The sequence below is a fragment of the Mycobacterium appelbergii genome (genome assembly GCF_032883035.1).
GTDB lineage: Bacteria > Actinomycetota > Actinomycetes > Mycobacteriales > Mycobacteriaceae > Mycobacterium > Mycobacterium appelbergii.
In genome coordinates this window covers 358,208-379,493 of sequence record NZ_JAMQTH010000005.1, presented here as the reverse complement: position 1 = coordinate 379,493, position 21,286 = coordinate 358,208, and the positions used below count along the sequence as shown (strand labels likewise).

The window sequence follows — 21,286 nt, the reverse complement described above, 5'->3', positions numbered from 1 at the left end:
GTGGTCCGCATCACACAATAAACGAAACACATTCGTTTTAGGAGTTCAGATGATCACCCTGACCGCCACCGCCGCCGAACCGCTGTCGCGCAGCACCGCGTCGCACCGGCCACCGCTGCGGGTCGGCCTGGTGCAACACCGCTGGCGGGCCGAGGCCGACGAGCTGGCCAAGGTGCTGCGCGACGGCATCGACCGCGCCGCGGGCGCGGGTGCCACCGCGGTGTTCCTGCCCGAGATCACCCTGCTGCGCTACCCGGCCGACACCCCGGCCGGCGCGAATCCCGGTGACGGGGCCGAGGATCTGACCGGCGGACCGACGTTCGCACTGGCCGCCGAAGCCGCCAGGGCGAACGGGATCTTCGTCCACGCCTCGATGTACGAAAAGGCCCCGGCGGCAGATGGTCTGGGCTACAACACCGCGATCCTGGTGTCACCGTCGGGTGAGCTGGTCGGGCGGACCCGCAAGATGCACATCCCGATCTCGGCCGGATACTACGAGGACACCTACTTCCGTCCCGGGCCCGCCGACGGCGATCCGTATCCCGTATACGCCCCCGAGGGCCTCGGCGCCCGCGTCGGCCTGCCGACGTGTTGGGACGAGTGGTTCCCCGAGGTGGCGCGCAACTATTCGCTCGGCGGCGCGGAGATCGTGGTCTACCCGACCGCCATCGGCTCGGAGCCCGTGTTCCCGTCCTTCGACACCCAGCCGCTGTGGCAGAAGGTGATCGTGGCCAACGGCATCAACAGCGGCCTGTTCATGATCGTGCCCAACCGCACCGGCGACGAGGGCACGGTGTCGTTCTACGGGTCTTCGTTCATCTCGGATCCCTACGGCCGGGTACTGGTGGCGGCACCGCGCGACGAGGAGGCCGTGCTGGTCGCCGACCTCGATCTCGATCAGCGTCGCGATTGGCTGGAACTGTTCCCGTTCCTGCTCACCCGTCGGCCCGAGAGTTATGCGCAGTTGACCGCTCCGGTCGATCCCGCGCGCCCGTACGGCGCCGGCCACGCGGCGACGGCCGTCGTCAAATGAGCGGCTATGTCATGCCCGCCGAGGGGAGCCCGCAGGACCGGGTATGGATGGCGTTTCCCAGCGCGGGATATTCGCTCGGCGACACCGAATCGGCGCGCCACGAGGCCCGGTCGACCTGGGCGGCCGTCGCGCACGCCGTGGCGCAGTTCGAACCGGTGACCATGCTCGTCGACCCGGCCGAACTCGACTTCGCCAATCGGTATGTCTCCCAGGACATCGAGATCGTGGAGGCGCCGCTCAACGATGCCTGGATGCGGGACATCGGACCCACTTTCGTGCATGCCGCCGACGGGTCGGTGGCCGCGGTGGACTGGACCTTCAACGGGTGGGGCGCCCAGGACTGGGCCCGGTGGGACCGCGACGAGAAGATCGGGGCCACGGTCGCCGGGCTGGCCGGTGTTCCGGTCATCGAGTCCGGCCTGGTCAACGAGGGCGGCGGCATTCAGGTCGACGGCCAGGGCACCGTATTGGTCACCGAGACCGTACAACTGGACCCCGGGCGGAACCCGGGGATCACGAAGGCCGACGTCGAGGCCGAGCTGGCACGCACCATCGGCGCCACCGACGTGGTGTGGCTGCCACGCGGGCTGACCCGCGACTCGCAACGGTTCGGCACCCGCGGCCACGTCGACATCGTCGCGGCGGTCACTGCGCCGGGCCGGCTGCTGCTACACACCCAGACCGCCGAAGCGCATCCGGACCACCTCGTGTGCAAGGAGATTCGAACGGTGCTCGACGGTAGTTTCGAGATCGTCGAGATGCCTGCGCCGGCCACCCTGACCGACGACGAAGGCTATGTCGACTACAGCTACATCAATCATCTGGTGGTCAACGGCGGGGTGATCGCGTGCGCGTTCGATGATCCGCGCGACGCCGATGCCGCGGCGATCCTGGCCGAGCAATACCCCGGCCGCGCCGTGGTCACCGTCGACGCCCGGCCGCTGTTCGAGCGGGGCGGCGGCATCCACTGCATCACCCAGCAGCAGCCATCCCCGATAACTCCACGGAGCCTGCATGCCCGCGCGTAATGTCCCGACCGTGTCGACGCTGTTTCACGGTGGGGTGATCTGGACCGGGATGCAGACGACCGATGCGCTGCTGGTCGCCGACGGCGTGGTGCAGGCCATCGGCGACGACGCCCGCACCCGGGGCGCCGATGAGCAGGTCGATCTGGAGGGCGGCTTCCTGATGCCGTCATTCGGCGACGGCCACGCACATCCGCTGTACGGGGGCCTGGAAGCGGCGGGGCCGGCCGTGCGGCCGTGTACATCGGTCGACGAAATCGTGCTGGCCGTCAAGGAATTCGCCGAGTCCCATCCCGACGAGGAGTGGATCGTCGGGGCCTCGTATGACGGCAGCCTGGCCCCTGAAGGGCTGTTCGACGCACGGTGGCTCGATGCCGCCGTACCGGACCGGCCGGTGGTGCTGAGGGCGTGGGATTACCACACGCTCTGGGTCAACTCCGCCGCACTGCAGCGGGCCGGCATCACCGCGGACACACCTGAACCGGCGTTGGGAGAGATTCCGCGTCGCGCCGACGGCTCCCCACTGGGGACGTTGCGGGAGTGGGGTGCCACCGACCTGATCACCGCCGTCATGCCCGCCCGCGACGAAGCGGTGCGGATCGCGGCGCTGGACACCGCCGCCGACTACTACCTCGCCCGCGGTGTGACATGGGTTCAAGATGCCTGGGTAGAGCCGGCCGACGTCGACACCTACGTCGCCGCAGCCACCACCGGTGCCCTGCGAATGCGGTTCAACCTGGCGTTCTATGCCGATCCACGTCATTTCGATACGCAGATAACGCAATACGCGGCTGCCAAGGCCAAGGTGGATGGGGCCGCATCGCCCCTGCTGACAGCACAGACCGTGAAGTTCTTCGCCGACGGTGTGGTGGAAAACGAGACCGGTGCGCTGCTGGCGCCGTATTGTTCGGGCCTGCACAGCCACGGCATGACGTTGTGGGAGGGCGATTCGCTGGCCGAGGCCGCCCGCCGGGTCGATGAGCTGGGCATGCAGATTCACATCCACGCGATCGGTGACGCCGCGGTGCGCCAAGCGCTTGATGCGATCGAATATGTTGCGCGGCACAATGGTCCGCGGGACCGGCGGCCGGTCATCGCGCACGCGCAGTTGGTCGACGACACCGACATCGGCCGGTTCGCCACCCTCGGGGTCATCCCGAACATGCAACCGTTGTGGGCACAGATGGATGCGTTGATGACGGTGCTGACCATTCCCCGCCTCGGCGCGCAGCGTTCCGATCGCCAGTACCGGATGCGCAGTCTTGAGAATTCCGGTGCGGCGTTGGCGTTCGGCTCGGATTGGCCGGTGTCCTCCGGTGCTCCGCTGGACGGCATCGCCGTGGCGGTGTCGCGGTGCACAACTGACGGGGAACCGGCGGGCGGGTGGACACCGCAGGAGATCCTGCCGATCGAGCCCGCGCTGGCCTCCTACACCGGCGCGGTGGCGTATCAGGCATTTGCCGAGGCGAATTGGGGCCGAATCGCTCGCGGTGCGAGCGCCGATCTGGTGTGGTTGGATTGCGATCCTCGCACCACGCCGCCGTTGGAGCTCCCGACACTGGGGATCCGCGCTACGTATCTGCAAGGACGCACGGTCTATTCGACCGAGAGGTGAAAGGAACCTCAATGGCCTCAGCTACCCCCGAAGTGGAAGCCGGCAGCCACCTTCGACGCGTCCTGGGGTTACCGTCCCTGGTGTTGTTCGGGCTGGTGTACATGGTGCCGCTCACGGTGTTCACCACCTACGGCATCGTCACCGAGACGACCGGCGGCAGGGTGCCGTTGGCATACCTGGTCACGTTGGTGGCGATGGTGTTCACCGCCCGGTCCTATGCACGGATGTCGGCGGCCTTCCCGGTGGCAGGTTCGGCCTACACCTATGCGCAGAAGTCTTTCGGCGCCCCGGTCGGTTTCCTCGCGGGTTGGTCGCTGTTGCTGGACTACCTGTTCCTGCCGATGATCAACTACCTGGTGATCGGCATCTATCTGCAGGAGGCGCTGCCTGCCATTCCAGCCTGGGTGTTCGTCGTGGTCGCGATCGCCGTGGTGACCGTGCTCAACATCGTCGGCATCGTGTCGGTGGCTCGCGCCAACTTCGTCATCATCGCCGCCCAGGCCATCTTCATCCTGGTCTTCATCGCGCTGTCCATCGCGACGTTGTCGGGCAGCGGCTCGGTAGATCTGCTGGCCCCGTTCAGCGGTGACGGCGCCGCGCCCGGCGCTACCCCGGTCTTCGCCGGTGCCGCGATCCTGTGCCTGTCGTTCCTCGGATTCGATGCGGTGTCCACGCTGTCGGAAGAGGCCAACAATCCGAAGAAGGCAGTGCCGCAGGCGATTATGATCGCGACATTGGCGTCCGGCCTGATCTTCATCGCGCTGTCCTACCTGGCCCAGCTGGTGTACCCGTCCAACGTGTTCGCCAATGTCGACTCCGGTGCGCTGGACGTGATGACCACCGCCGGCGGCCAGTTCCTGGTGGTGTTCTTCACCGCGGCCTACGTCGCAGGAGCGTCCGGCTCCGCGATCACCTCACAGGCCTCGGTGGCTCGCATCCTCTATGCCATGGGCCGTGACGGCATCCTGCCGCGGCCTGTGTTCGGTCAGATTTCGCGCAGGTTCCTCACCCCGGTCAACGCGATTCTCGTGGTCTCGGTGGTGTCACTGCTCGCGATCGTCATCGACCTCGCCACGTTGGCGTCGGTGATCAGTTTCGGTGCCCTGGTGGCCTTCTCGGCCGTCAACCTGTCCGTCATCAAGCACTACTACACCGATATGCGCGAGCGTAGTGGGGCGGCCGTCATCAACAACCTGGTGCTGCCATTCATCGGTTTCGCGTTGACCGTGTGGCTGTGGACGAGCCTGTCCGGTCTCGCATTGATCATCGGATTGTGCTGGCTGGCAATCGGGTTCGTCTGGCTTCTCGGGGTGACCCGCGGATTTCAGCGGCCCACCCCGGTGTTGGAGATCAAGGAGTAGTCGCCCTGCGCCCCATCGACTCTGCGTCCAGGGCGTGAATGTCCGAGTAACCAGCACCCTCAGCGCATAGCGAACGTGCGTCCAGCTCGGGGACGACGAGCACCGGGCCCGACGAGTGAGCGACGACCGCGGCCGCCACGCTGCCCTCCAGATGTCCCAGCAGTCCGCTGCGTCGGTGCGGGGCGATGACGATCAAGCTCGCATTGTGCTGGTGCGCGGTCTCGACGATGCCCTTCCAGGTGGGGGCCGCCTCGACGGCGACACTGCGCGCCGCGAAACCGGCCGCTTCCGCAAGCGATGCCCCGTGGGCCGCTGTCCGCTCGGCGGCCCGCCGAACTTCGGTGGCCTGATCGGCGTCGAAATGCTCGGGCCCGATGGGCGTGAAGCCAACGTCAACGGGCTGCCACACGCACACCACCAACGCGTCACGCCGCGCCGGCAGCTCGACAGAGGCTCGCTCGATGGCGGCCGCGGCACGCTGGGTTCCGTCGTAGGCGAACAGCACCGGGCCGGTCATCGCGGACCCCTGGACGTGTTCGGATGGAATGGTGCGTTCATCTGGAGCAGCCGGTGTGGGTAAGCCTGGACGGAGCCTGGCCAGCAGCGGCGGCGAGTACCAGGCGGGGGATTCGCCGTCGAGGAACCGGTCGAGGTCAGGTCGCTGGGGGCGGGCTCCGCTGAGCGCATAGATGGCCACGCCGAAGATCGCGCCGCCGATGGACAGGCCGAACCCGATCCACAGGGCGTCGCCGGTGCCCTTCGTGAGACCGCCTGACGCCGTCGCCGCGAAATGAGCGAAGATCGGCGCCACCATGAACGCGGCGACCGCGCGCAGCAACTCGATGATCGCGAAGACGCGTTGGAGGCTGTTGGACTGCAGTGAGAAGCCCGCGACGAACAGTGCCGGTGCCACGGTGGCACCCAACGCAAGTCCGGTCAGTGCGGCGGCGAGCAGCGCCAGTGGCTGGTTGGCGGGGATGGCCAGCCGGAACACCACGATCCCGGCCGCGAGCAGCCCCATGCCCACCAGTGGCAGGTAGTGCATCGAACGCCTGGAGATGACGTGTCCGAAGACGAAGGCCATGATGATCGCGCCGCCGAGTTCGGGCAGATACAGCAGTCCGACATGCACGGGGCTGTAGGTCTGCATGAAGACCTCGGCGGTCAATGCGGTGGCTGCGACGGAGGCGGCCGCGGCGAACAGGGCGACGCCGACGCCGGCCACCGGGATCGAGCTGGTCAGCATCGTCCGGATGGTCAGCAACGGGCGACGGGCCCTGAACTGGTAGACGATCAGAACCACGATCAGGGCCAGGCCGCCCAGCATCGGCACCGTCACCAACGGGTCATCGAAACCATGGGTCGTGAGTTGTGAGGCGCCGATGAAAGCCGCTGCACAGCCGGCCGCTGCCAAACCGATCGCGGTCAGATCACGCGGCGCATCGAGATCAGCCGGTGGCGCGTCCTCGAACGTCAGGGCGGCCATCACCAGAGCTACCAGCGCGATCCCCGAAACGATCCAGAACAACGGCCGCCACGCATGGGATTCGGCCTGCACGCCACCGACGAACGGGCCGAGCGCAACTGCCCCGAACACGCACATGTTCATGATCACGGCCGTGTGGCGAAGCTTGTCCCTGGGGAAACCGATCGTCAACGGGGGAGCGGCAGCGATCAGCAGCATGCTGGTGGACAGCCCCTGCAGTACATGGCCGCAGACGAACATCGTCCCGTTCTGCGCCGACGCCGCGAGCACCGAACCCACGACGAGCACGACTGCGTAGCCGAGCATCATCCTGCGTTGCGGCAGATGTTGGGCGAACTGGACCGCCAGCACCGTGCCCACGGCATACGCCGCGTTACCCAGACCTGAGCTCAGGCTCATGGTCTGGGCCGAGATGTTGAGTTGCTCCGAGATGATCGGCACCAAGGGGTCGATCGCGGCAGAAAGTGCCAGGTAGGGAATCAGAGCGAGGGTGACCATGGCGGCCACTGCGGGATAGCGTCCGGCGAGCGGGCCCTGGCGCATCAGCCCCGCCCGTCGTTGTCAGTCAGGTGTGGTTGAGGCACGTGTCCGTGAAACTATCCGCGGCACCGGTTCTATTCCAGCCGTGGGCACCGTCACGATAGTTTGCGTGATGGCGCGATGCGATGTATGGGCCGATTGCTCACGTGCAGTGAGCCTTTCAGGAAACTCACAGCGCATGTACAGGAAACGCTACGGGTTGAGCCGGATCTTGAGATGCTCTCCCGATCGTGACATCGCAGCCGCATACCCTTCAGCAGCGTTGTCCAATGACATTGTGTCGGTGAAGATCCCATCCACGTCAAGCCGGCCGGCCTGGAGCAGTGGGATCAATTCGGGCCAGGTTTGTTGAACGGGTGCGGTGGTCATCCGGATCGTGAGGCTGCGCAACAGGCAGGCCAGCGCGGGTAGCGGGTAGGGCTGCAGGTCGTGTACGCCGACGATAGAGACGGTGCCCCCGGTGCGGACGGCGTCGAGCGCGTCGTTGATCGACGTGTCCGTGCCGACCGCGTCGATCACCGCGTCGGCTCCCAAACCGTCGGTCGCCTCGCGGATCGCCTGCGCCGACGGGGCAGTGATGCCTACGGCCCCCCACTTCTCGGCCCGCGCCCGCCTGGCATCGACGGGGTCTACCGCGAAAATCGTTGCCGCACCCAGAGTCAGCGCGCTACGCAGCGCACACATGCCGACCGCACCGAGGCCGATCACCGCCACCGTCCCGCCGATGGGGATGTCGGCGCGTTTGGCCGCCGCCCAGCCGGTCGCGAGATTGTCGGTGAGGAGCAGTGCCTGTTCGGTGTCGATGTTCTCCGGCATCGCGAGGAGTTGAAAGTCCGCCGCAGGCACCGCCAGCAGTTCGGCCTGCGCGCCGCCGAGAAAGCCGGAGCCGAAGATCTGTGGGCCCTGCACACATTTGATCGGATCGTGTGTCGCGCAGCCGCTGCAGCGTCCACATCCGGTCACCGAGGACGCCAGGACCCGGTCACCTGGGGTGAATCCGGTGACGTCCGAGCCCGTTTCGACGACCGTGCCGACGGCTTCATGCCCGATCGAGACGGGGTCGGCGATCGGATAGTGACCCTCGAGGAAGTGCAGGTCCGATCCGCAGATCGAGGCAGCCTCGACCTTGACGATTGCTCCGTCGGGACCGGGCAGGACCGGGTCCGGCCGGGTTTCGACGTTGACCTTTCCGGAACTGTCGACGACGACTGCGCGCATACTCACGCCTCCTGCACTATGAAATCTGACCAGACGGGTTCGTTGATGGCGGAACGGTATTCGCTCAGTCGCCACGGGCTGACGGTGTGTATCTCACCGTCGGCATTCTTGAAATAGGAGTGTTTGATCGAGGGCTGTGCCCACACGGTTTGGCGGATCGCCTCCTGTGAGCGCCGGTGCCATTCCTTGGTCGGCTCGGGCAGTGGCTCCATGGTCTTGGCACCCGCGGTGATCAGATGCTCGAGGCACTGGTTGATGTAGCGCATCTGGAGTTCGGAGTTGAGGATCAGGCTGCCGCCGTGGGCCAGGTGTGTTCCGGGGCCATAGGTCATGAAGAAGTTGGGGAAGCCCGGCACTGTGATGCCGCGGTAGGCGTACGGGCGCTGCCCCCAGGCGTCGTGCAGGTCGATGCCGTCGCGCCCGGTGATGGTCATCGGGAACAGTACGTCGGTGGCTCGGAAACCGGTGGCGTACACGATGATATCGGCGTCGTAGGCCTCACCGTCCGTCGTGACGACCCCGGTCGGGGTGATGCGTTCGATCGGGGTGTGGGTCAGGTCCACGTTGTCGCGTTTGAGGGCGCCCAACCAGCTGCCGTTGTCCTGCAGCGTGCGCTTGCCGGTGGCCGGATAGTCGGGCAGGACCTTGGCGAGCAGTTCGGGGTTGTCGCCGACCTGGGTGGTGATCCAGTCGGTGAACATGATGCGCGCGATGGCGTTGATGTCGCTGACCGCGTAGTTCTGGTCGGGGGCGGACTGGTCGTTGTAGTCGGGGTCTACCCGGGCGGCGTCGAGGCCCTTGTCCGCACCCGGCCACATCAGCAGAAAGCGGTACCAGCGGCCGTAATACGGCAGATGTTCCATCGCCCAGCGCACTCCGTCGGCCACGGGCTCGTGATACATCGGGTTGGGAAACATCCATTGCGCGGTGCGCTGGAAAACCGTGAGATGCTCAACCTGATCGGCGATCGCCGGGGCGATCTGGAAGCCGCTGGCGCCCGCGCCGATGAGCGCGACCCGCTTGCCGGTCACGTCTATGCTGTGGTCCCACGCCGCGGAGTGAAAAGCCGGGCCCTCAAAGGTTTCCGCGCCTGGGAAGTCCGGGATTTGCGGTCGGTTGAGCTGACCGACCGCGGTGATCACAGCGTTGGCTTTCAGGGTCTCGGTGCCGGCGGCCGTGCGGAGAGTGACATTCCACCTTTCGCCCTCCCACGCGGCAGAGACCACCTCGGTGTTCCACCGGATATGTGGATCAAGCTCATGGCGCTCCACGACGTCGCGGAAGTACTGACGCAGCTCGGGTTGCTCGGCGAAGAAGTGGTCCCAATGGTTGCTGGGTTCGAAGCTGTAACAGTAGAAGTGGTTGGCCACATCGACACGGGCACCGGGATAGCTGTTCTCCCACCAGGTTCCGCCGGGCCCGGCATTCTTCTCGACAATCGTGAACGGGATCCCCGCCTGCTTGAGCCGGACTCCCGCCAGCACCCCGGATTCCCCGCAGCCGATGACGACCACGCTGAAATCCGTGGGGTCCAGTGTGGCGGGCCGGCGGGGGTCGACGCCGTCGAGATCAAGCTCTTCCAGAACCAGCGGCAAGTTGTCGTCATCGACCGGCTCGCACGCGGCCCAGTCCAGCATTTCCTTGACCAGCTCAGCGGGCAGCGGATCGGGGACCGGGCAGCCGCGGTCGCGGTAGTCGACGATCACCGGGAGCGCCGCCTCCCGGGCGCGCGCCTTGTCCTCTTCATTCATGAAGCCCTGCACCTCATTGAGGAACAGGCCGGCCTGCTTGCACTCCCGGATGTACCGCGGATCGCCGGTGATGTGCACCAGCGAGAGCAGCAGTGTGGGGATGCTGACCTGCTCCAATGCCGCCGCGATCTCGGAATCGGACATGGTGAACGGCTGGCCGACATGGAAGCTTCGCGTCACGGCGAGTTACGCTACGCGCCGTAGCGTTATGGGACAAGGGTGGTGATGCATCCCTGCTGATGTTGTGGCTTCTCAAGTTTTATGTCCAATTCTCAAGTGAAATGTCCACCGGATGTCCAACTGGACATGAAAGTGAGAATTCATGACCTCATGGGTCGGGGCGAGGATTCCCTATTAGCCTCGCCGCAGTGGACCTCGCCAGACGCATAAATAGGTACGTTGTTACGCAAATGGGTAGCGTGTGGTACACATGCAGTCATGGATGCAGAACCATCCCCGGGGCAAGGCCAAGGTTCCCCGGTGCGGAAGCGCCACCGGATGATCGATCGTGTTGCGGGGATCTTGGAACTGGCCGCACGCAACCACGACGGTCTGACCTTGACCGAGATGGCCCGTCAACTCGACTCCCCGCTGAGTTCGCTTCAGGGCCTGGCGAATGGCCTCGTCGCCGCAGGGTACCTCGACGAGTACGACCGGCGGTACCGTCTGGGCGGTGCCCCGTATCTGCTGAACCTGATGGCCGGCAGGCATCTCGTCACGCAGGTCGGGCACCGCGAACTCGAAGCCGTCCACGCCGAGGCCGGGTTGACCACGCTGCTGTCGGTCGTGGTCGGCCAAGGAGTCTTCTACGTCGACAGCTGTTCTTCCACACCGCGTTACGACTACCTCGCCAAGAACCTCGTGCGGCGGTCACTTATCAGAACGTCGAGCGGATGGGTTCTGCTGGCCGGACTCGCCCAACGTGACCTGTGGAGTTACCTGAACAGCCTCTCCGCCGAAGACGAGAAGAATCGCGAGCGATTCCTGACCGAACTGGAGATCATCCAGGAAACCGGAGTGTGTGCTGCTCCGCGCATTTCGGAAGTCGCCGACGGCGTCGCGGTCGCGGTCCGCGAGGGCGGTCGGACCGTCGCAGCGGTGAGCGTGGTGGGTCCGCACGACGACATCCGTGGGCAGCGCGACGAATTGGTCGCGCTGCTGACCGAGCACCGTCGACGATGGGAACTCAACGGGTAATGGCCCGCGCCCTCGGCGTCAGAGGGCTCGCCCCCGCCACGCCATTCCGCCGTCGAGGGTGACGATGGATCCGCTGGTGTAGCCGCTGCGCCGCGAAGCCAGGAACGTGATGACGTCGGCGACTTCCTCCGCCTGCGCCATGCGTTGCCCCGGGTAGTGCTCGATGAACTCGGGCCAGCGCGCCGGGTCGCCGAACTCCGAGCGCGCGCGGACCTCCAGTGCGGCGCGCAGTCGATCGGTGTGCACCGGCCCGGGATTGACGCCGACGATCCGGACACCCTGATCGAGCGAGTATGCCCCGACTGAACGGGTGAACGTCATCAACGCTGAATTCGCCATCGACCCGGCGAGGTAGCCGGCGTCCGGCCGCTCGCCGGACAGGCCGATCACGTTGACGATGACTCCCGACCCGCGGGCACTCATCGACCTCAGCGCCATCTGCGTCAGTTCGAGATAGCCCCATAACTTGAGATCCCAGGCACGTTGCCAGGCAGTGAGATCCGCGCCTTCCAGACCGCCTTGCGGAATGGCGCCTGCGTTGTTGATGAGGATGTCGACGTCGCCGAGGGTGTCGGCCAACTGGACCCGGTCGTCCGGTTCGGAAAGGTCGAGGGCGTGGCAGATCACGTCCGCGTCGACGTCGTCGCTCAGTTCCGCGAGGACGTCCTTGTCCCGTCCCACGATGTGAATCCGTCGAACGCCCTCTGCGGCGAACGCATGCGCTGCGGCAGCGCCTATCCCGCGGGAGCCGCCGGTGATGAGTACCGAGTCGGTATCGGTGAATTGAAGGTCCATGTTCGGCTTCGTATCAGGGCAGCGGTGAATCGACGGCGAAGGTCGGAGGCTTGGGTGGCATGAAGATCTCGATGAACTCCAAATCCTCCGACGTGGCTGTCTCGTTGTGGCGATAACCGCCCGGGATGAAACACAATGCATTCTCGTGGATCCGATGCGTATCGCCGTTCTCGAATTGCAGTTCCAGCCACCCCTTCGTGACCAGGAGCCACTGGAAGTCGCAGTCGTGGTAGTGCCAGCCGGTCTGATCGCTCATCCCGCCACGAATCTTCGTGAGCTGTGTACTGATCAGCCCCTTGCTCGCCTCGGCGATGCCCAGGTCGAAGTACTGGAGAAACGAGCGACGGCCGGGGATCTCCTCGGCATCGTCGAGCGCAATCACTCTGGGCTGCATCGCTTTTGGAGCCTCGCGGGTGCGGTCATCGGTCATGGGTGAATCCTTTCACTTGAGGGAAGAAGCGGCTGATAATTCGAGCTCACTGAGCGGCAGTGACCGAACGGCGTGGTCGAGAACCACGGCGTCCCAGTGGCGAGTGGACCCGCCGTCGGAACGCAGAGCCATTGCCGCGGAGGTGAACTGGTGGAGGCGGTGCTCGCGGGTGGTTCCGATGGCGCCGATCACCTGATGTGCCTGACGCACCACGGGGTCGACCGCATGTCCGCAGCAGGACCGGGCCACCGCCACCATCGCCTGCACCTGTGCCGGCGGCGTGGACGGGTCTGCCGCGGCGAGTACAGCCGCGTCGGTGGCGGCGCGGGCCAGTGCGGTCTCGCCGGCGACGCCGGCAACGAGCCGTTGTACGGCCTGCTGCTTGCCGATCGGACGCCCGAACTGCTCACGGGTCTGTGCATGTTCGACCGTCAGCTCGGTGATCGCCTCCAGGGCTCCCGTGATCTGGATCGCGCGCGCCAGGGCCTGACGGATACGTGCCACGTCGACCACGTCGTCGGAAACCCGGTATCGAGCGAACTCCCCGGAGGAGTACCGATCTGCAGCGTCGACGGGCACGTCGGTGACCGACCAGCCCTGGTCGTCCCGGGCGACGACGACCACCCGCTCGACGAGATCGGAGAGCCCGGAGAAGTCCGGCTCGCCGTCGTTGAGGATCAGGACCGCGCGCAAGGCCTGCTCGGCTGGGGCCGAACTCTGCTCCAGCAGCCACCCGGCCACCAAGTCGCTGTCGGCGACGCCCAACCGGAACCCGTGACGGGCCAGTGTGCGCGTGAGCGCGGCAGCTTCGGGCCATGATGCGCCGCTACCGCCGCGCACCTCACTGCCAGTCAGATCGGACAAGCCGAGTTCGACGAGGGCGTGCCACAAGTCGCCGTCGTTGCCGCTGTGGGCCTGCGCCACCGAGTCGATCAACGTCTGCAGGTCGGGATCGACCATCGAGTCCAGTGTCGTCATCGCAATCCCAGCCCTCTGGCGACGACGCCCGCAAGGACTTCGTTCGTGCCGCCGCGCAGGGTGAAGCCCGGACGTTGCACGGTGGCCTGCGCGACGGCCTCCCGCAACGGGCCCTGCAGTGATCCGATCAGATAGTCGGCCACCTCCACGAGGTCTCCTTCGGTTGTCGTGCCGAGCATCTTGACCGTTGCTGCAGCAACGTCGGCCTTGTCGCCGCGGTCCAAGGCCGCCGCCACGGACAGCGACATCTGATGAAGTCCATGCAAGCGAGCCAGGAACCGTCCGATCGTCGGATCCGCATCGATGCCGCCGTCGGCGACGTGCGCGATCAGCAGCCGTACGACGAGCGCCGCGGACAGGAAGCGCTCGGGTCCGCTGCGTTCGTATCCGAGTTCGGCGGTCACCTGCTGCCACCCTCGTCCTTCTTCGCCGAGCAGGTTGGTCGACGGAACTTCGCAGTCGGTGAACACCACTTCGTTGAAATGATGTGCACCATCGAGGGATTCGATGGGCAGGACGCTCACACCGGGCGCGTCGAGGTCGACGATGATCTGCGAGAGCCCCTGGTGTCGGTCGGCGGGGGTACCGCTGGTGCGCACCAGCACGAGGACCTTGTCGGCGTGGTGGGCGCCCGACATCCACACCTTGGTGCCGTTGATCCGCCACCCGCCGTCGGACGCAGTGGCGCGGGTGCGCACGCTGGCAAGGTCCGAGCCGGCGTCGGGTTCACTCATCCCGATCGCGAACGTGCACCGTGCGGCCGCAATGGCAGGCAGGAGGTCCTTCTTCTGCTCTTCGGTACCGAAGTTGACCAACGACGGCGCCACCTGACGGTCGGCGATCCAGTGCGCCGCTACCGGTGCCCCGGCCACGAGCAGTTCTTCGGTGACGACGAACCGTTCGAAGTGGCTTCGTCCGTGACCGCCGTACTGACGGGGAATGGTCATGCCGACCCAACCCTGCGCGGCCAGCGATCGACTGAACTCCTCGGACCACCCGGTCAGCCAGCCGTCGATGCCGGGAGTGAAGGCCCCACTGGCCCGTTCGTCGTCCAGGAACCGTCGGACGCGCTCACGCAGCTCCCGCCACGCCGGATCCGGTGCGACGGCGGACAAGGCGGCCGCCTTCACTTCGTCACCACCACTGCGTTGTCGGATAGCCGGGTGATTTCCTCGCCGTCGTAACCGAGGTGCGTCAGCAGGTCCGCGGTGTGGGCGCCGAGCAACGGTGCGTGGCGCTGCAGGCGCACCGGTGAGGAACTCATCCGTAGCGGGGTCAGCGCGCTGAGGTAGTTGCCTTCGGTGGGATGCTCCTGCGACTGCAGGATGCCTTGGTCGCGCACGTACTCGTTTTCTGTGACGTGGGCCAGGTCGAGCAGCCCCGAGGCGGGGACGTTGTGCTGTCGGCAGACGTCCAGCCACTGCTCGGTCGTTCGCTGCGGCGTGATCTCGGCGATCACGGAGTGCAGGTAGTCCATGTTCTGGTGGCGTTGGTCGACGTTGGTGAACTTCGGATCGGTCAACAGATCGGTCAATCCCGTGAGCGCGAAGAAGTCCCGCCAGTTGGCGTCGGTGTAGGGCAGGATGCACACGTGGCCGTCGGCGGTCGGGTAGGGGGCGCGCTCAGCGACCAACACCCGGTTCCAGCCGAAGCCTCCGACGGGCGGATCGAACGTCAGTCCACTGAGGTGCTCGACCAAGTTGAAGTGGATCATGGTGTCGACCATCGGGATCTCGACGTGCTGACCCCGTCCGCTCGCTGCCCGGTGGTAGAGCGCGGTGAGGATGGCGATCACGATGTACAGGCCGCTGACCTTGTCTGCGATGACGTAGGGGGCGTAACGCGGCGCGCCCTCGACGGCTTCGACGAGGCCGGTCAAACCCGACGCCGCCTGAATCATGTCGTCGTATGCGGGTTCGTCGCGCTGCTCGCTGGCCTCGGCGTATGCCTGTGCAGTGCACAGGATGATGTCGTCGCGGATCTTGCTCAACTCGGCATACGTGACGCCCAGAGCTTCCCGTGATTGTGGACGCAGGTTGGAGACCACGACGTCGGCCTCTCGCACCAGTCGCCCGAGGATTTCCCGGCCCTCGTCGGTCTTGAGGTCGATGGCGATGCTGCGTTTGTTGCGTTGGAGGCCGAGCGTCAACGCCGTCATCCCGGCGTTGCGCTGCGGTCCCATCCGGCGCGTGATGTCGCCGTCGAGGGTCTCCACCTTGATCACGTCCGCTCCGAAGTCGCCCAGCATCGACGTCGCGAACGGTCCCATCACGACCGTGGTCAGGTCGAGGACGGTGATACCGGTTAGGGCACCCGGCGCTGGCCGCTCGGATTGTGTTGGTGCGCTGTTCAACTCGATGCTCGATTCTTCTTGTCGGTCAGGTCTTCGACACGTCGGTGGTGCTCGGGGTCCAGGTGCGCCAGCGGTTGCATCGCCGCGGCGAGGGTCAACACCGACTCCATGGAGGCGGTGCGTGACTCGAGGAGCAGACGCTTCGCCATCCGGACGGCATGGACCGGGTTCGCGGCGATCCGCTCGGCCATCCGGTGTGCGGCGGACGGCAGTTCGTCGGCGCTGACGACGGCGTTGACCAACCCCCAGTCCAGGGCGGTGACAGCGTCCACGCGATCGCCGGTGAACGTCATCTCCGCGGCGCGGGCCATACCGACCAGCCTCGGCAGGAACCAGGAGCCGCCGTCGCCGGGAATGAGGCCCAACTGCACGAAGCTCTCGGCGAAGAACGCCGCCTCGGAGGCGATCCGCAGGTCACACATCGTCGCGAGGTCGCACCCGGCGCCGATTGCCGGTCCGTTGACGGCCGCGATGACGGGTACCTCGCAGCGTTGCATGGCGCGCGGAATCCGCTGGATCCCTTCGGCATACCCGTGCCGTTGGTGTAGCGGCCCCTGCCCGAAGACGCCTTGCTTGCGATGCATCTCGTGGATGTTTCCGCCTGCGGAGAAGAATCGTCCTGCACCGGTGAGGATCACGGCCGCCACCTCGGTGTCAAGATTCGCCGCGTCGACGGCCATCTCGAAGCTTGCGATGAAATCTGCCCCGGTGATGGCGTTGGCCGCGTCGGGGACGTTGATGGTCCAGGTCTGGATGGGGCCGGTTTGCTCGATGAGCAGTGTGTCGGTCATGACGTCGCGTCCTCAGAATTCTAGGTGGTGGGTGGGGTCCAGGCGGACGTCGACGACGAGAGGACCGGCGAGGTGGTCTACTGCCTCGGCGACGGCCTCGAAGTCCTCCAGCTTGCGCACGGTCAGTGCGCGGGTGCCCAATCCCGTTGCTGTGGCGGCTATGTCGGGCCACTCGTTGTACGAGTGCTGCGCGGAGAACCCTTCGTTGACCAGCTTCTGGTACTCGGCCCCGTAGGCGCCGTCGTTGTACACGACGACCAGCAGGGGCAGCTTCTCGCGTACCGCCGTGGCCAATTCGGAGGCGTTCATCATGAAACCGCCGTCGCCGACCAGGACGACGGTGACGTCGCTGACGGCACCGACCGCTGCGCCGGTCCCGCCGGCCACGCCCAGTCCGATGGCACCGAACCCGGTCATGGCGGTGAAACGGCCGGGGCCCGGCTTGGTCAGGTAGGGCCAGGAGCCTGCGATGAACCGGCCGACGTCACTCACCACGGCGCACCCCTCGGGCAGGATCGCATCGAGACGTTGGCTGGCCACCCGGATGTCTACGGTGTCCGAGGCGGTCCGGTCGTCGGTGGGCGTCCACTGTCGCATCGCCGTGGATGCCGTCTGGCAGAGTCGTTTCCAGGTCGTCTTGTCTTGCAAATCACCGTCGCGAATGGCTTCGGCCATCGTTTCGGTGACCGTCCGCGCATCACCGACGATCCCGCACGTCGGTGTGACGAACCACCCCAGCTTCACGGGGTCGTCGTCGATGTGGATGACGGACTTCGCGGCGAGGATCTCACCGCCGTGGCTGGTGTACTTGTTCAGACTCGTTCCCACGGCGATCACGCAGTCGCTGTTCATCAGGATCGAGGTCGCTTCTTCGTGGGCGATGCCGCCCATGATCCCAAGGTGCCGCGGGTGACCGGCGAACAGGCCGATGCCGAGTCCGGTGGTGAACAGGCCCGCTCCCAGAGCGTCGGCCAGTCCGGTGACCGCCGCCTCGGCACCGGCTGCGATGACGCCGCGCCCCGCGACCACTACCGGTCGCGCTGCCGACGCCGCCAAGCCCAACGCCATGTCGAGCGCATCATCGTCGATCTGCTGGACCGGCGCGGCCCACGAGAGGGCGCCAGAGGCGGAGATGTCCTCGGTTGCCCTGTCCATCAAGCTGATCGGGACGGACACGTTGAGCACGACGGGCGCCCAGGAGGATTCCAGACGCCGGACCGCCCTGCCGAGATCACGGGCCACGGTGTCGGGACGATGCACCCTCTCGTGCACCACACCGAGTGACGCGCACACGGCAGCGATGTCGAGGCGCTGCATGTGGGTGGGCTCGGCGGGCGTGTCTCCCGTGATGAGCAGGACCGGCGTGCTGAAGCGCGCCGCTTCGACCAGTGCGGTGAGCGCGTTGGTGAACCCAGGGCCGTGGGTCACCGTGGCGACCGCCCAATGGCCCGTCATCCGGGCGTAGCCGTCCGCCATGCTCACAGCGCCCGCTTCGTGCGTGGCGCGCACGAAGCGACCGCCGGCCGTCTCGAAGGCGCTGGCGAGATACATGTTGGCGTCCCCGAGCAGGCCGAACATCGTATGCACGCCGTGGTCGGCCAGCATCACGGCGACTTGCTCGTAGACCTTCATCGTCCGCGTCTCCCGTCGTTGGTTCCTCATCACTGTGGCAAACCCAGGTGAATATCGCAATAGCGTTTCAGATTACCTAATTAAGTAGCAGCGCTCCGGACGGCGCGTCGCTGCTACGTAAATACATATACAAGTCCGCTATTGCGCAATAATAGCGGCGTGATGCATAGTGAGCTCAGCCACAGCGGCCGAGCACCGGGTGAGTACGCCGACGGGCCACCACTTACCTGAGCATCGCCGGTTCGTGGCACGTGCGACCGCATTGAAGTCGGTGCTTCCGCATCCGGCAGCCGCACCAAAATCCTTCGCAAAGGAGCATCGGAAGTGAAGACGAAAGCAGCAGTGAGCCTCGGCGTGCACCAGCCGTTCGAAATCATGGAACTGGAACTGGACGGACCCAAGGAAGGGGAGGTCCTGCTGAAGAACGTAGCCGCAGGCCTGTGCCACTCCGACCTACACCTCACCGACGGCGACATGCCTCCGCGCTATCCAATCGTCGGCGGTCACGAGGGATCGGCCATCGTCGAGGACGTCGGCCCAGGCGTGACGAAGGTCAAGCCGGGAGATCACGTCGTGTGCAGTTACATCCCGAACTGCGGACACTGCCGATACTGCGCATCAGGGCGGTCGAACCTCTGCGACATGGGCGCCACCATCCTGGAAGGGCGATTCCCCGACGGGACCTTTCGATTCCACAAGGACGGCATCGACTTCGGCAGCCTGTGTCTGTTGGGCAGCTTCTCCGAACGTACGACGGTATCCCAGCACTCCGTAGTGAAGATCGACGAGTGGATCTCGCTGGAGAGCGCAGTGCTCGTGGGGTGTGGCGTCCCCGCAGGGTGGGGAGGACCCGTCTACAACAACGGCATCCGGGCGGGCGACACCGCCGTCATCTTCGGTATCGGTGGGCTCGGCATCAACGCAGTCCAAGGCGCGGTAATGGCCGGCGCGAGACACGTCGTGGCGATCGACCCGATTCAGTTCAAGCGCGACACCGCCCTGAAGTTCGGAGCGACACACGCGTTCGCCACGGCTGAAGAAGCCACCGAGGCGGTCCGGCAGCTCACCTGGGGACAGATGGCCGATGGCGCGCTCATCTTCGTCGGCACCCCCGACGAGAATGTGGTCACCGACGCCTTCAACATCATCGGCAAGGGCGGCACGGTCAGCCTCGCCAGCCTCGCGGATCCGGCAAAACTGACCGTCCACGTCTCCGGCATGGAGATGACCCTGATGGAGAAGACGATCAAGGGCTGCCTGTTCGGATCGTCGAACCCGCAGTACGACATCGTGCGACTCCTTCGGCTGTACGACGAGGGAAAACTCAAGCTCGACGAGTTGATCACCTCGCGCTACACCCTCGAAGAGGTCAACAAGGGCTACGACGATCTGCGAGCCGGAATCAACATCCGCGGCATCATCGTCCACGATGCCGACGCCTGACCGGACCACCTGGCCGATTCGCGAAATAAGAAGCGGGAGAACATGACTACCAGCATTGATCTGAGCGAACTCAAAAACGATCTAGGGGCCCTGTGGGGCTCGCACGACCCGTTCGACTCCACGATGGAACTCGTGGCCGAAGGGGTCCGGGGCGACGAAGCGATGCTGATCGACGGCGCACTGGTCGGCGCATCGAACGGGGCCACCTTCGACAACGTCGACCCGGCCACGGAGCAGGTGATCGGCGTCGTCGCCGACGCCACCGCCACCGACGTGGACCGCGCCATCAGGGCCGCCCGCCACGCATTCGACGAGACGAGCTGGGCGCACGACACCGAGTTTCGGCGGCACTGCCTGCTGCAACTCCATGAGGCCATGGCCGAGTCTGCAGACCTGTTCCGAGCGACCGCCGTCGCCGAAATCGGCGTGCCCGTGCGCACCAGCTACACGTTCCACTCGGACTGGCCGATCTCGTCCATTCCGTACTGGGCAGACATGGCCACCGAATTCGACTACGAGTACACGATGCCCGACCGGCCCTGGTCAGCCGGCACCCGGCACTTAATTCGGCACGAGCCCATCGGCGTGGTCGCCGCGATCACGCCGTGGAACTTCCCGCTGCAGACGGCGTTCACGAAGGTGTTGCCTGCCTTGGCAGCGGGCGCCACGGTGATACTCAAGCCGGCCTTCCAAACACCCTGGCATGCAACGCTCTTGGCGAGGCTGATCGCAGAGGAAACCGACATCCCGGCCGGCGTCGTCAACGTCGTCACGCCGTCGGACAATCAGGTGGCGGAGCAACTCGCCACCGATCCCCGGGTCGACCTGGTGCACTTCACCGGTTCGACCGCGGTCGGCAAGAAGCTGATGGCGCACGCATCGGAGCGGGTCGCCCGGGTGGCGCTCGAACTCGGTGGCAAGTCAGCCAACATCGTCTTGGAAGACGCGGACTTCGCGCGAGTCGTGCCTCTCGCCGCCGGCGTCGTCTGCATGAACGCTGGCCAGGGCTGCGTCCTACCGACGCGACTGCTGGTTCCGCGTTCCCGTTACGACGAGGCCCAGCAGTTGGCTCGATTGGCCTTCGAGAACGTTCCGGTCGGCGACCCCAAACAACCCGATGTGATCCAGGGCCCACAGATCAGCAAGGTGCAGCAGGACCGCGTCCTCGGGCTGATCGCACGGGGAATCGCGGACGGCGCGACCCTGCTGTCCGGAGGTGGCCGACCGGAGAGCCTGGAGAAGGGCTACTTCGTCGAACCCACACTGTTCGCCGACGTCGACCCGTACTCCACCATCGCCCAGCACGAAATCTTCGGCCCCGTGCTGGCGATGATCCCCTATGACAGCCTGGACCACGCCGTCGAGATCGCCAACAGCACGGTCTACGGACTGGCCGGATCGGTGTGGGGCACCGACGAGGCAGCCGCGGTCGCCGTCGCCCGTCGGGTCCGCACCGGCATGATCGCGGTGAACGGCGGGTTCTACTACGGCCATGACGTCCCGTCCGGTGGCGTCAAGCAATCCGGGCTCGGCAGGGAGTCCGGCGCCGAGGGGTTCGGGGAGTTCCTCGAAACCAAAGTGATCGCGGTCGGGGAATAGCCGATCATGTCCACCGCGTCTACCGAATCGACAGGCCGA

17 protein-coding genes are annotated in these 21,286 nt (G+C 65.9%); 7 read left to right on the top strand and 10 right to left on the bottom strand.

Annotated features, from left to right (window positions below):
- The first annotated feature begins 49 nt into the window (after positions 1-49).
- Genes M1247_RS14205 through M1247_RS14190 form a run of 4 tightly spaced genes read left to right on the top strand, consistent with a single transcriptional unit; the run spans position 50 to position 5,034 of the window.
- Positions 50-1,033 (top strand): nitrilase-related carbon-nitrogen hydrolase, encoded by a 984-nt coding sequence (locus M1247_RS14205; RefSeq protein ID WP_317156987.1) that lies wholly within the window; start codon positions 50-52, stop codon positions 1,031-1,033.
- On the top strand, positions 1,030-2,061 hold the full coding sequence (locus M1247_RS14200) for an agmatine deiminase family protein (protein ID WP_317156986.1): 1,032 nt from the start codon (positions 1,030-1,032) through the stop codon (positions 2,059-2,061). The genes M1247_RS14205 and M1247_RS14200 overlap by 4 nt, the downstream gene beginning before the upstream one ends.
- Positions 2,048-3,673 (top strand): amidohydrolase, encoded by a 1,626-nt coding sequence (locus tag M1247_RS14195; RefSeq protein WP_317156985.1) that lies wholly within the window; start codon positions 2,048-2,050, stop codon positions 3,671-3,673. The genes M1247_RS14200 and M1247_RS14195 overlap by 14 nt, the downstream gene beginning before the upstream one ends.
- 11 nt (positions 3,674-3,684) lie before the next feature.
- Positions 3,685-5,034, top strand: a complete 1,350-nt coding sequence (locus M1247_RS14190; protein ID WP_317156984.1) for an APC family permease — start codon at positions 3,685-3,687, stop codon at positions 5,032-5,034.
- Here the strand turns inward: M1247_RS14190 and M1247_RS14185 are convergent.
- The 3 genes from M1247_RS14185 to M1247_RS14175 all read right to left on the bottom strand — a co-directional run bounded on the left by M1247_RS14185 (position 5,024) and on the right by M1247_RS14175 (position 10,209).
- Positions 5,024-7,063 carry an MFS transporter gene (locus M1247_RS14185; RefSeq protein WP_317156983.1) on the bottom strand — a complete coding sequence of 680 codons (2,040 nt, stop codon included), beginning with the start codon at positions 7,061-7,063 and terminating at the stop codon, positions 5,024-5,026. The two genes, M1247_RS14190 and M1247_RS14185, sit on opposite strands and share 11 nt — an antisense overlap.
- A gap of 189 nt (positions 7,064-7,252) precedes the next feature.
- Complete coding sequence (locus M1247_RS14180) at positions 7,253-8,278, bottom strand: alcohol dehydrogenase catalytic domain-containing protein (RefSeq protein WP_317157035.1); 1,026 nt, start codon at positions 8,276-8,278, stop codon at positions 7,253-7,255.
- A 2-nt stretch (positions 8,279-8,280) separates the two neighbouring features.
- Positions 8,281-10,209, bottom strand: a complete 1,929-nt coding sequence (locus M1247_RS14175; protein WP_317156982.1) for a flavin-containing monooxygenase — start codon at positions 10,207-10,209, stop codon at positions 8,281-8,283.
- 318 nt (positions 10,210-10,527) lie between these two features.
- On the opposite strand from M1247_RS14175, the gene M1247_RS14170 reads away from it, so the two are divergent.
- Positions 10,528-11,226 carry an IclR family transcriptional regulator gene (locus tag M1247_RS14170; protein ID WP_317157034.1) on the top strand — a complete coding sequence of 233 codons (699 nt, stop codon included), beginning with the start codon at positions 10,528-10,530 and terminating at the stop codon, positions 11,224-11,226.
- 18 nt (positions 11,227-11,244) lie between these two features.
- Here the strand turns inward: M1247_RS14170 and M1247_RS14165 are convergent, their stop codons facing one another.
- The 7 genes from M1247_RS14165 to M1247_RS14135 are packed head-to-tail and all read right to left on the bottom strand — an operon-like array spanning position 11,245 to position 18,205.
- On the bottom strand, positions 11,245-12,021 hold the full coding sequence (locus M1247_RS14165) for a short-chain dehydrogenase/reductase (RefSeq protein ID WP_317156981.1): 777 nt from the start codon (positions 12,019-12,021) through the stop codon (positions 11,245-11,247).
- 13 nt (positions 12,022-12,034) lie between these two features.
- Entirely contained in the window at positions 12,035-12,451 is a 417-nt protein-coding gene (locus M1247_RS14160; protein WP_317156980.1) for a cupin domain-containing protein, read from the bottom strand.
- A gap of 12 nt (positions 12,452-12,463) precedes the next feature.
- Positions 12,464-13,429: an acyl-CoA dehydrogenase family protein gene (locus tag M1247_RS14155; protein ID WP_317156979.1), complete on the bottom strand. Its 966-nt coding sequence runs from the start codon at positions 13,427-13,429 to the stop codon at positions 12,464-12,466.
- Complete coding sequence (locus M1247_RS14150; protein WP_317156978.1) at positions 13,426-14,559, bottom strand: acyl-CoA dehydrogenase family protein; 1,134 nt, start codon at positions 14,557-14,559, stop codon at positions 13,426-13,428. Before M1247_RS14150 ends, M1247_RS14155 begins: the two co-directional genes overlap by 4 nt.
- Positions 14,556-15,782, bottom strand: coding sequence for a CaiB/BaiF CoA transferase family protein (locus tag M1247_RS14145; RefSeq protein WP_317156977.1), 1,227 nt, complete (start codon positions 15,780-15,782; stop codon positions 14,556-14,558). Before M1247_RS14145 ends, M1247_RS14150 begins: the two co-directional genes overlap by 4 nt.
- Complete coding sequence (locus tag M1247_RS14140) at positions 15,779-16,573, bottom strand: crotonase/enoyl-CoA hydratase family protein (protein ID WP_317156976.1); 795 nt, start codon at positions 16,571-16,573, stop codon at positions 15,779-15,781. Before M1247_RS14140 ends, M1247_RS14145 begins: the two co-directional genes overlap by 4 nt.
- Before the next feature lie 12 nt (positions 16,574-16,585).
- A complete protein-coding gene (locus M1247_RS14135; protein ID WP_317156975.1) occupies positions 16,586-18,205 on the bottom strand; it encodes a thiamine pyrophosphate-binding protein in 1,620 nt (539 codons plus the stop codon).
- Between the two features lie 324 nt (positions 18,206-18,529).
- Here M1247_RS14135 and M1247_RS14130 point away from each other — a divergent pair, with 324 nt between their 5' ends.
- Entirely contained in the window at positions 18,530-19,648 is a 1,119-nt protein-coding gene (locus M1247_RS14130) for an NDMA-dependent alcohol dehydrogenase (protein ID WP_317156974.1), read from the top strand.
- Between the two features lie 42 nt (positions 19,649-19,690).
- The gene (locus tag M1247_RS14125) at positions 19,691-21,247 is read left to right on the top strand and encodes an aldehyde dehydrogenase family protein (protein ID WP_317156973.1); all 1,557 of its coding nucleotides are present in this window, start codon (positions 19,691-19,693) and stop codon (positions 21,245-21,247) included.
- Positions 21,248-21,286 lie beyond the last annotated feature (39 nt).

Bases quoted from the DNA above. Each gene is read 5' to 3' on its own strand.
- M1247_RS14205 (WP_317156987.1), top strand. From the start codon at position 50: ATGATCACCCTGACCGCCACCGCCGCCGAACCGCTGTCGCGCAGCACC.
- M1247_RS14200 (WP_317156986.1), top strand. From the start codon at position 1,030: ATGAGCGGCTATGTCATGCCCGCCGAGGGGAGCCCGCAGGACCGGGTA.
- M1247_RS14195 (WP_317156985.1), top strand. From the start codon at position 2,048: ATGCCCGCGCGTAATGTCCCGACCGTGTCGACGCTGTTTCACGGTGGG.
- M1247_RS14190 (WP_317156984.1), top strand. From the start codon at position 3,685: ATGGCCTCAGCTACCCCCGAAGTGGAAGCCGGCAGCCACCTTCGACGC.
- M1247_RS14185 (WP_317156983.1), bottom strand. From the start codon at position 7,063: ATGCGCCAGGGCCCGCTCGCCGGACGCTATCCCGCAGTGGCCGCCATG.
- M1247_RS14180 (WP_317157035.1), bottom strand. From the start codon at position 8,278: ATGCGCGCAGTCGTCGTCGACAGTTCCGGAAAGGTCAACGTCGAAACC.
- M1247_RS14170 (WP_317157034.1), top strand. From the start codon at position 10,528: ATGATCGATCGTGTTGCGGGGATCTTGGAACTGGCCGCACGCAACCAC.
- M1247_RS14165 (WP_317156981.1), bottom strand. From the start codon at position 12,021: ATGGACCTTCAATTCACCGATACCGACTCGGTACTCATCACCGGCGGC.
- M1247_RS14160 (WP_317156980.1), bottom strand. From the start codon at position 12,451: ATGACCGATGACCGCACCCGCGAGGCTCCAAAAGCGATGCAGCCCAGA.
- M1247_RS14155 (WP_317156979.1), bottom strand. From the start codon at position 13,429: ATGACGACACTGGACTCGATGGTCGATCCCGACCTGCAGACGTTGATC.
- M1247_RS14140 (WP_317156976.1), bottom strand. From the start codon at position 16,573: ATGACCGACACACTGCTCATCGAGCAAACCGGCCCCATCCAGACCTGG.
- M1247_RS14135 (WP_317156975.1), bottom strand. From the start codon at position 18,205: ATGAAGGTCTACGAGCAAGTCGCCGTGATGCTGGCCGACCACGGCGTG.
- M1247_RS14125 (WP_317156973.1), top strand. From the start codon at position 19,691: ATGACTACCAGCATTGATCTGAGCGAACTCAAAAACGATCTAGGGGCC.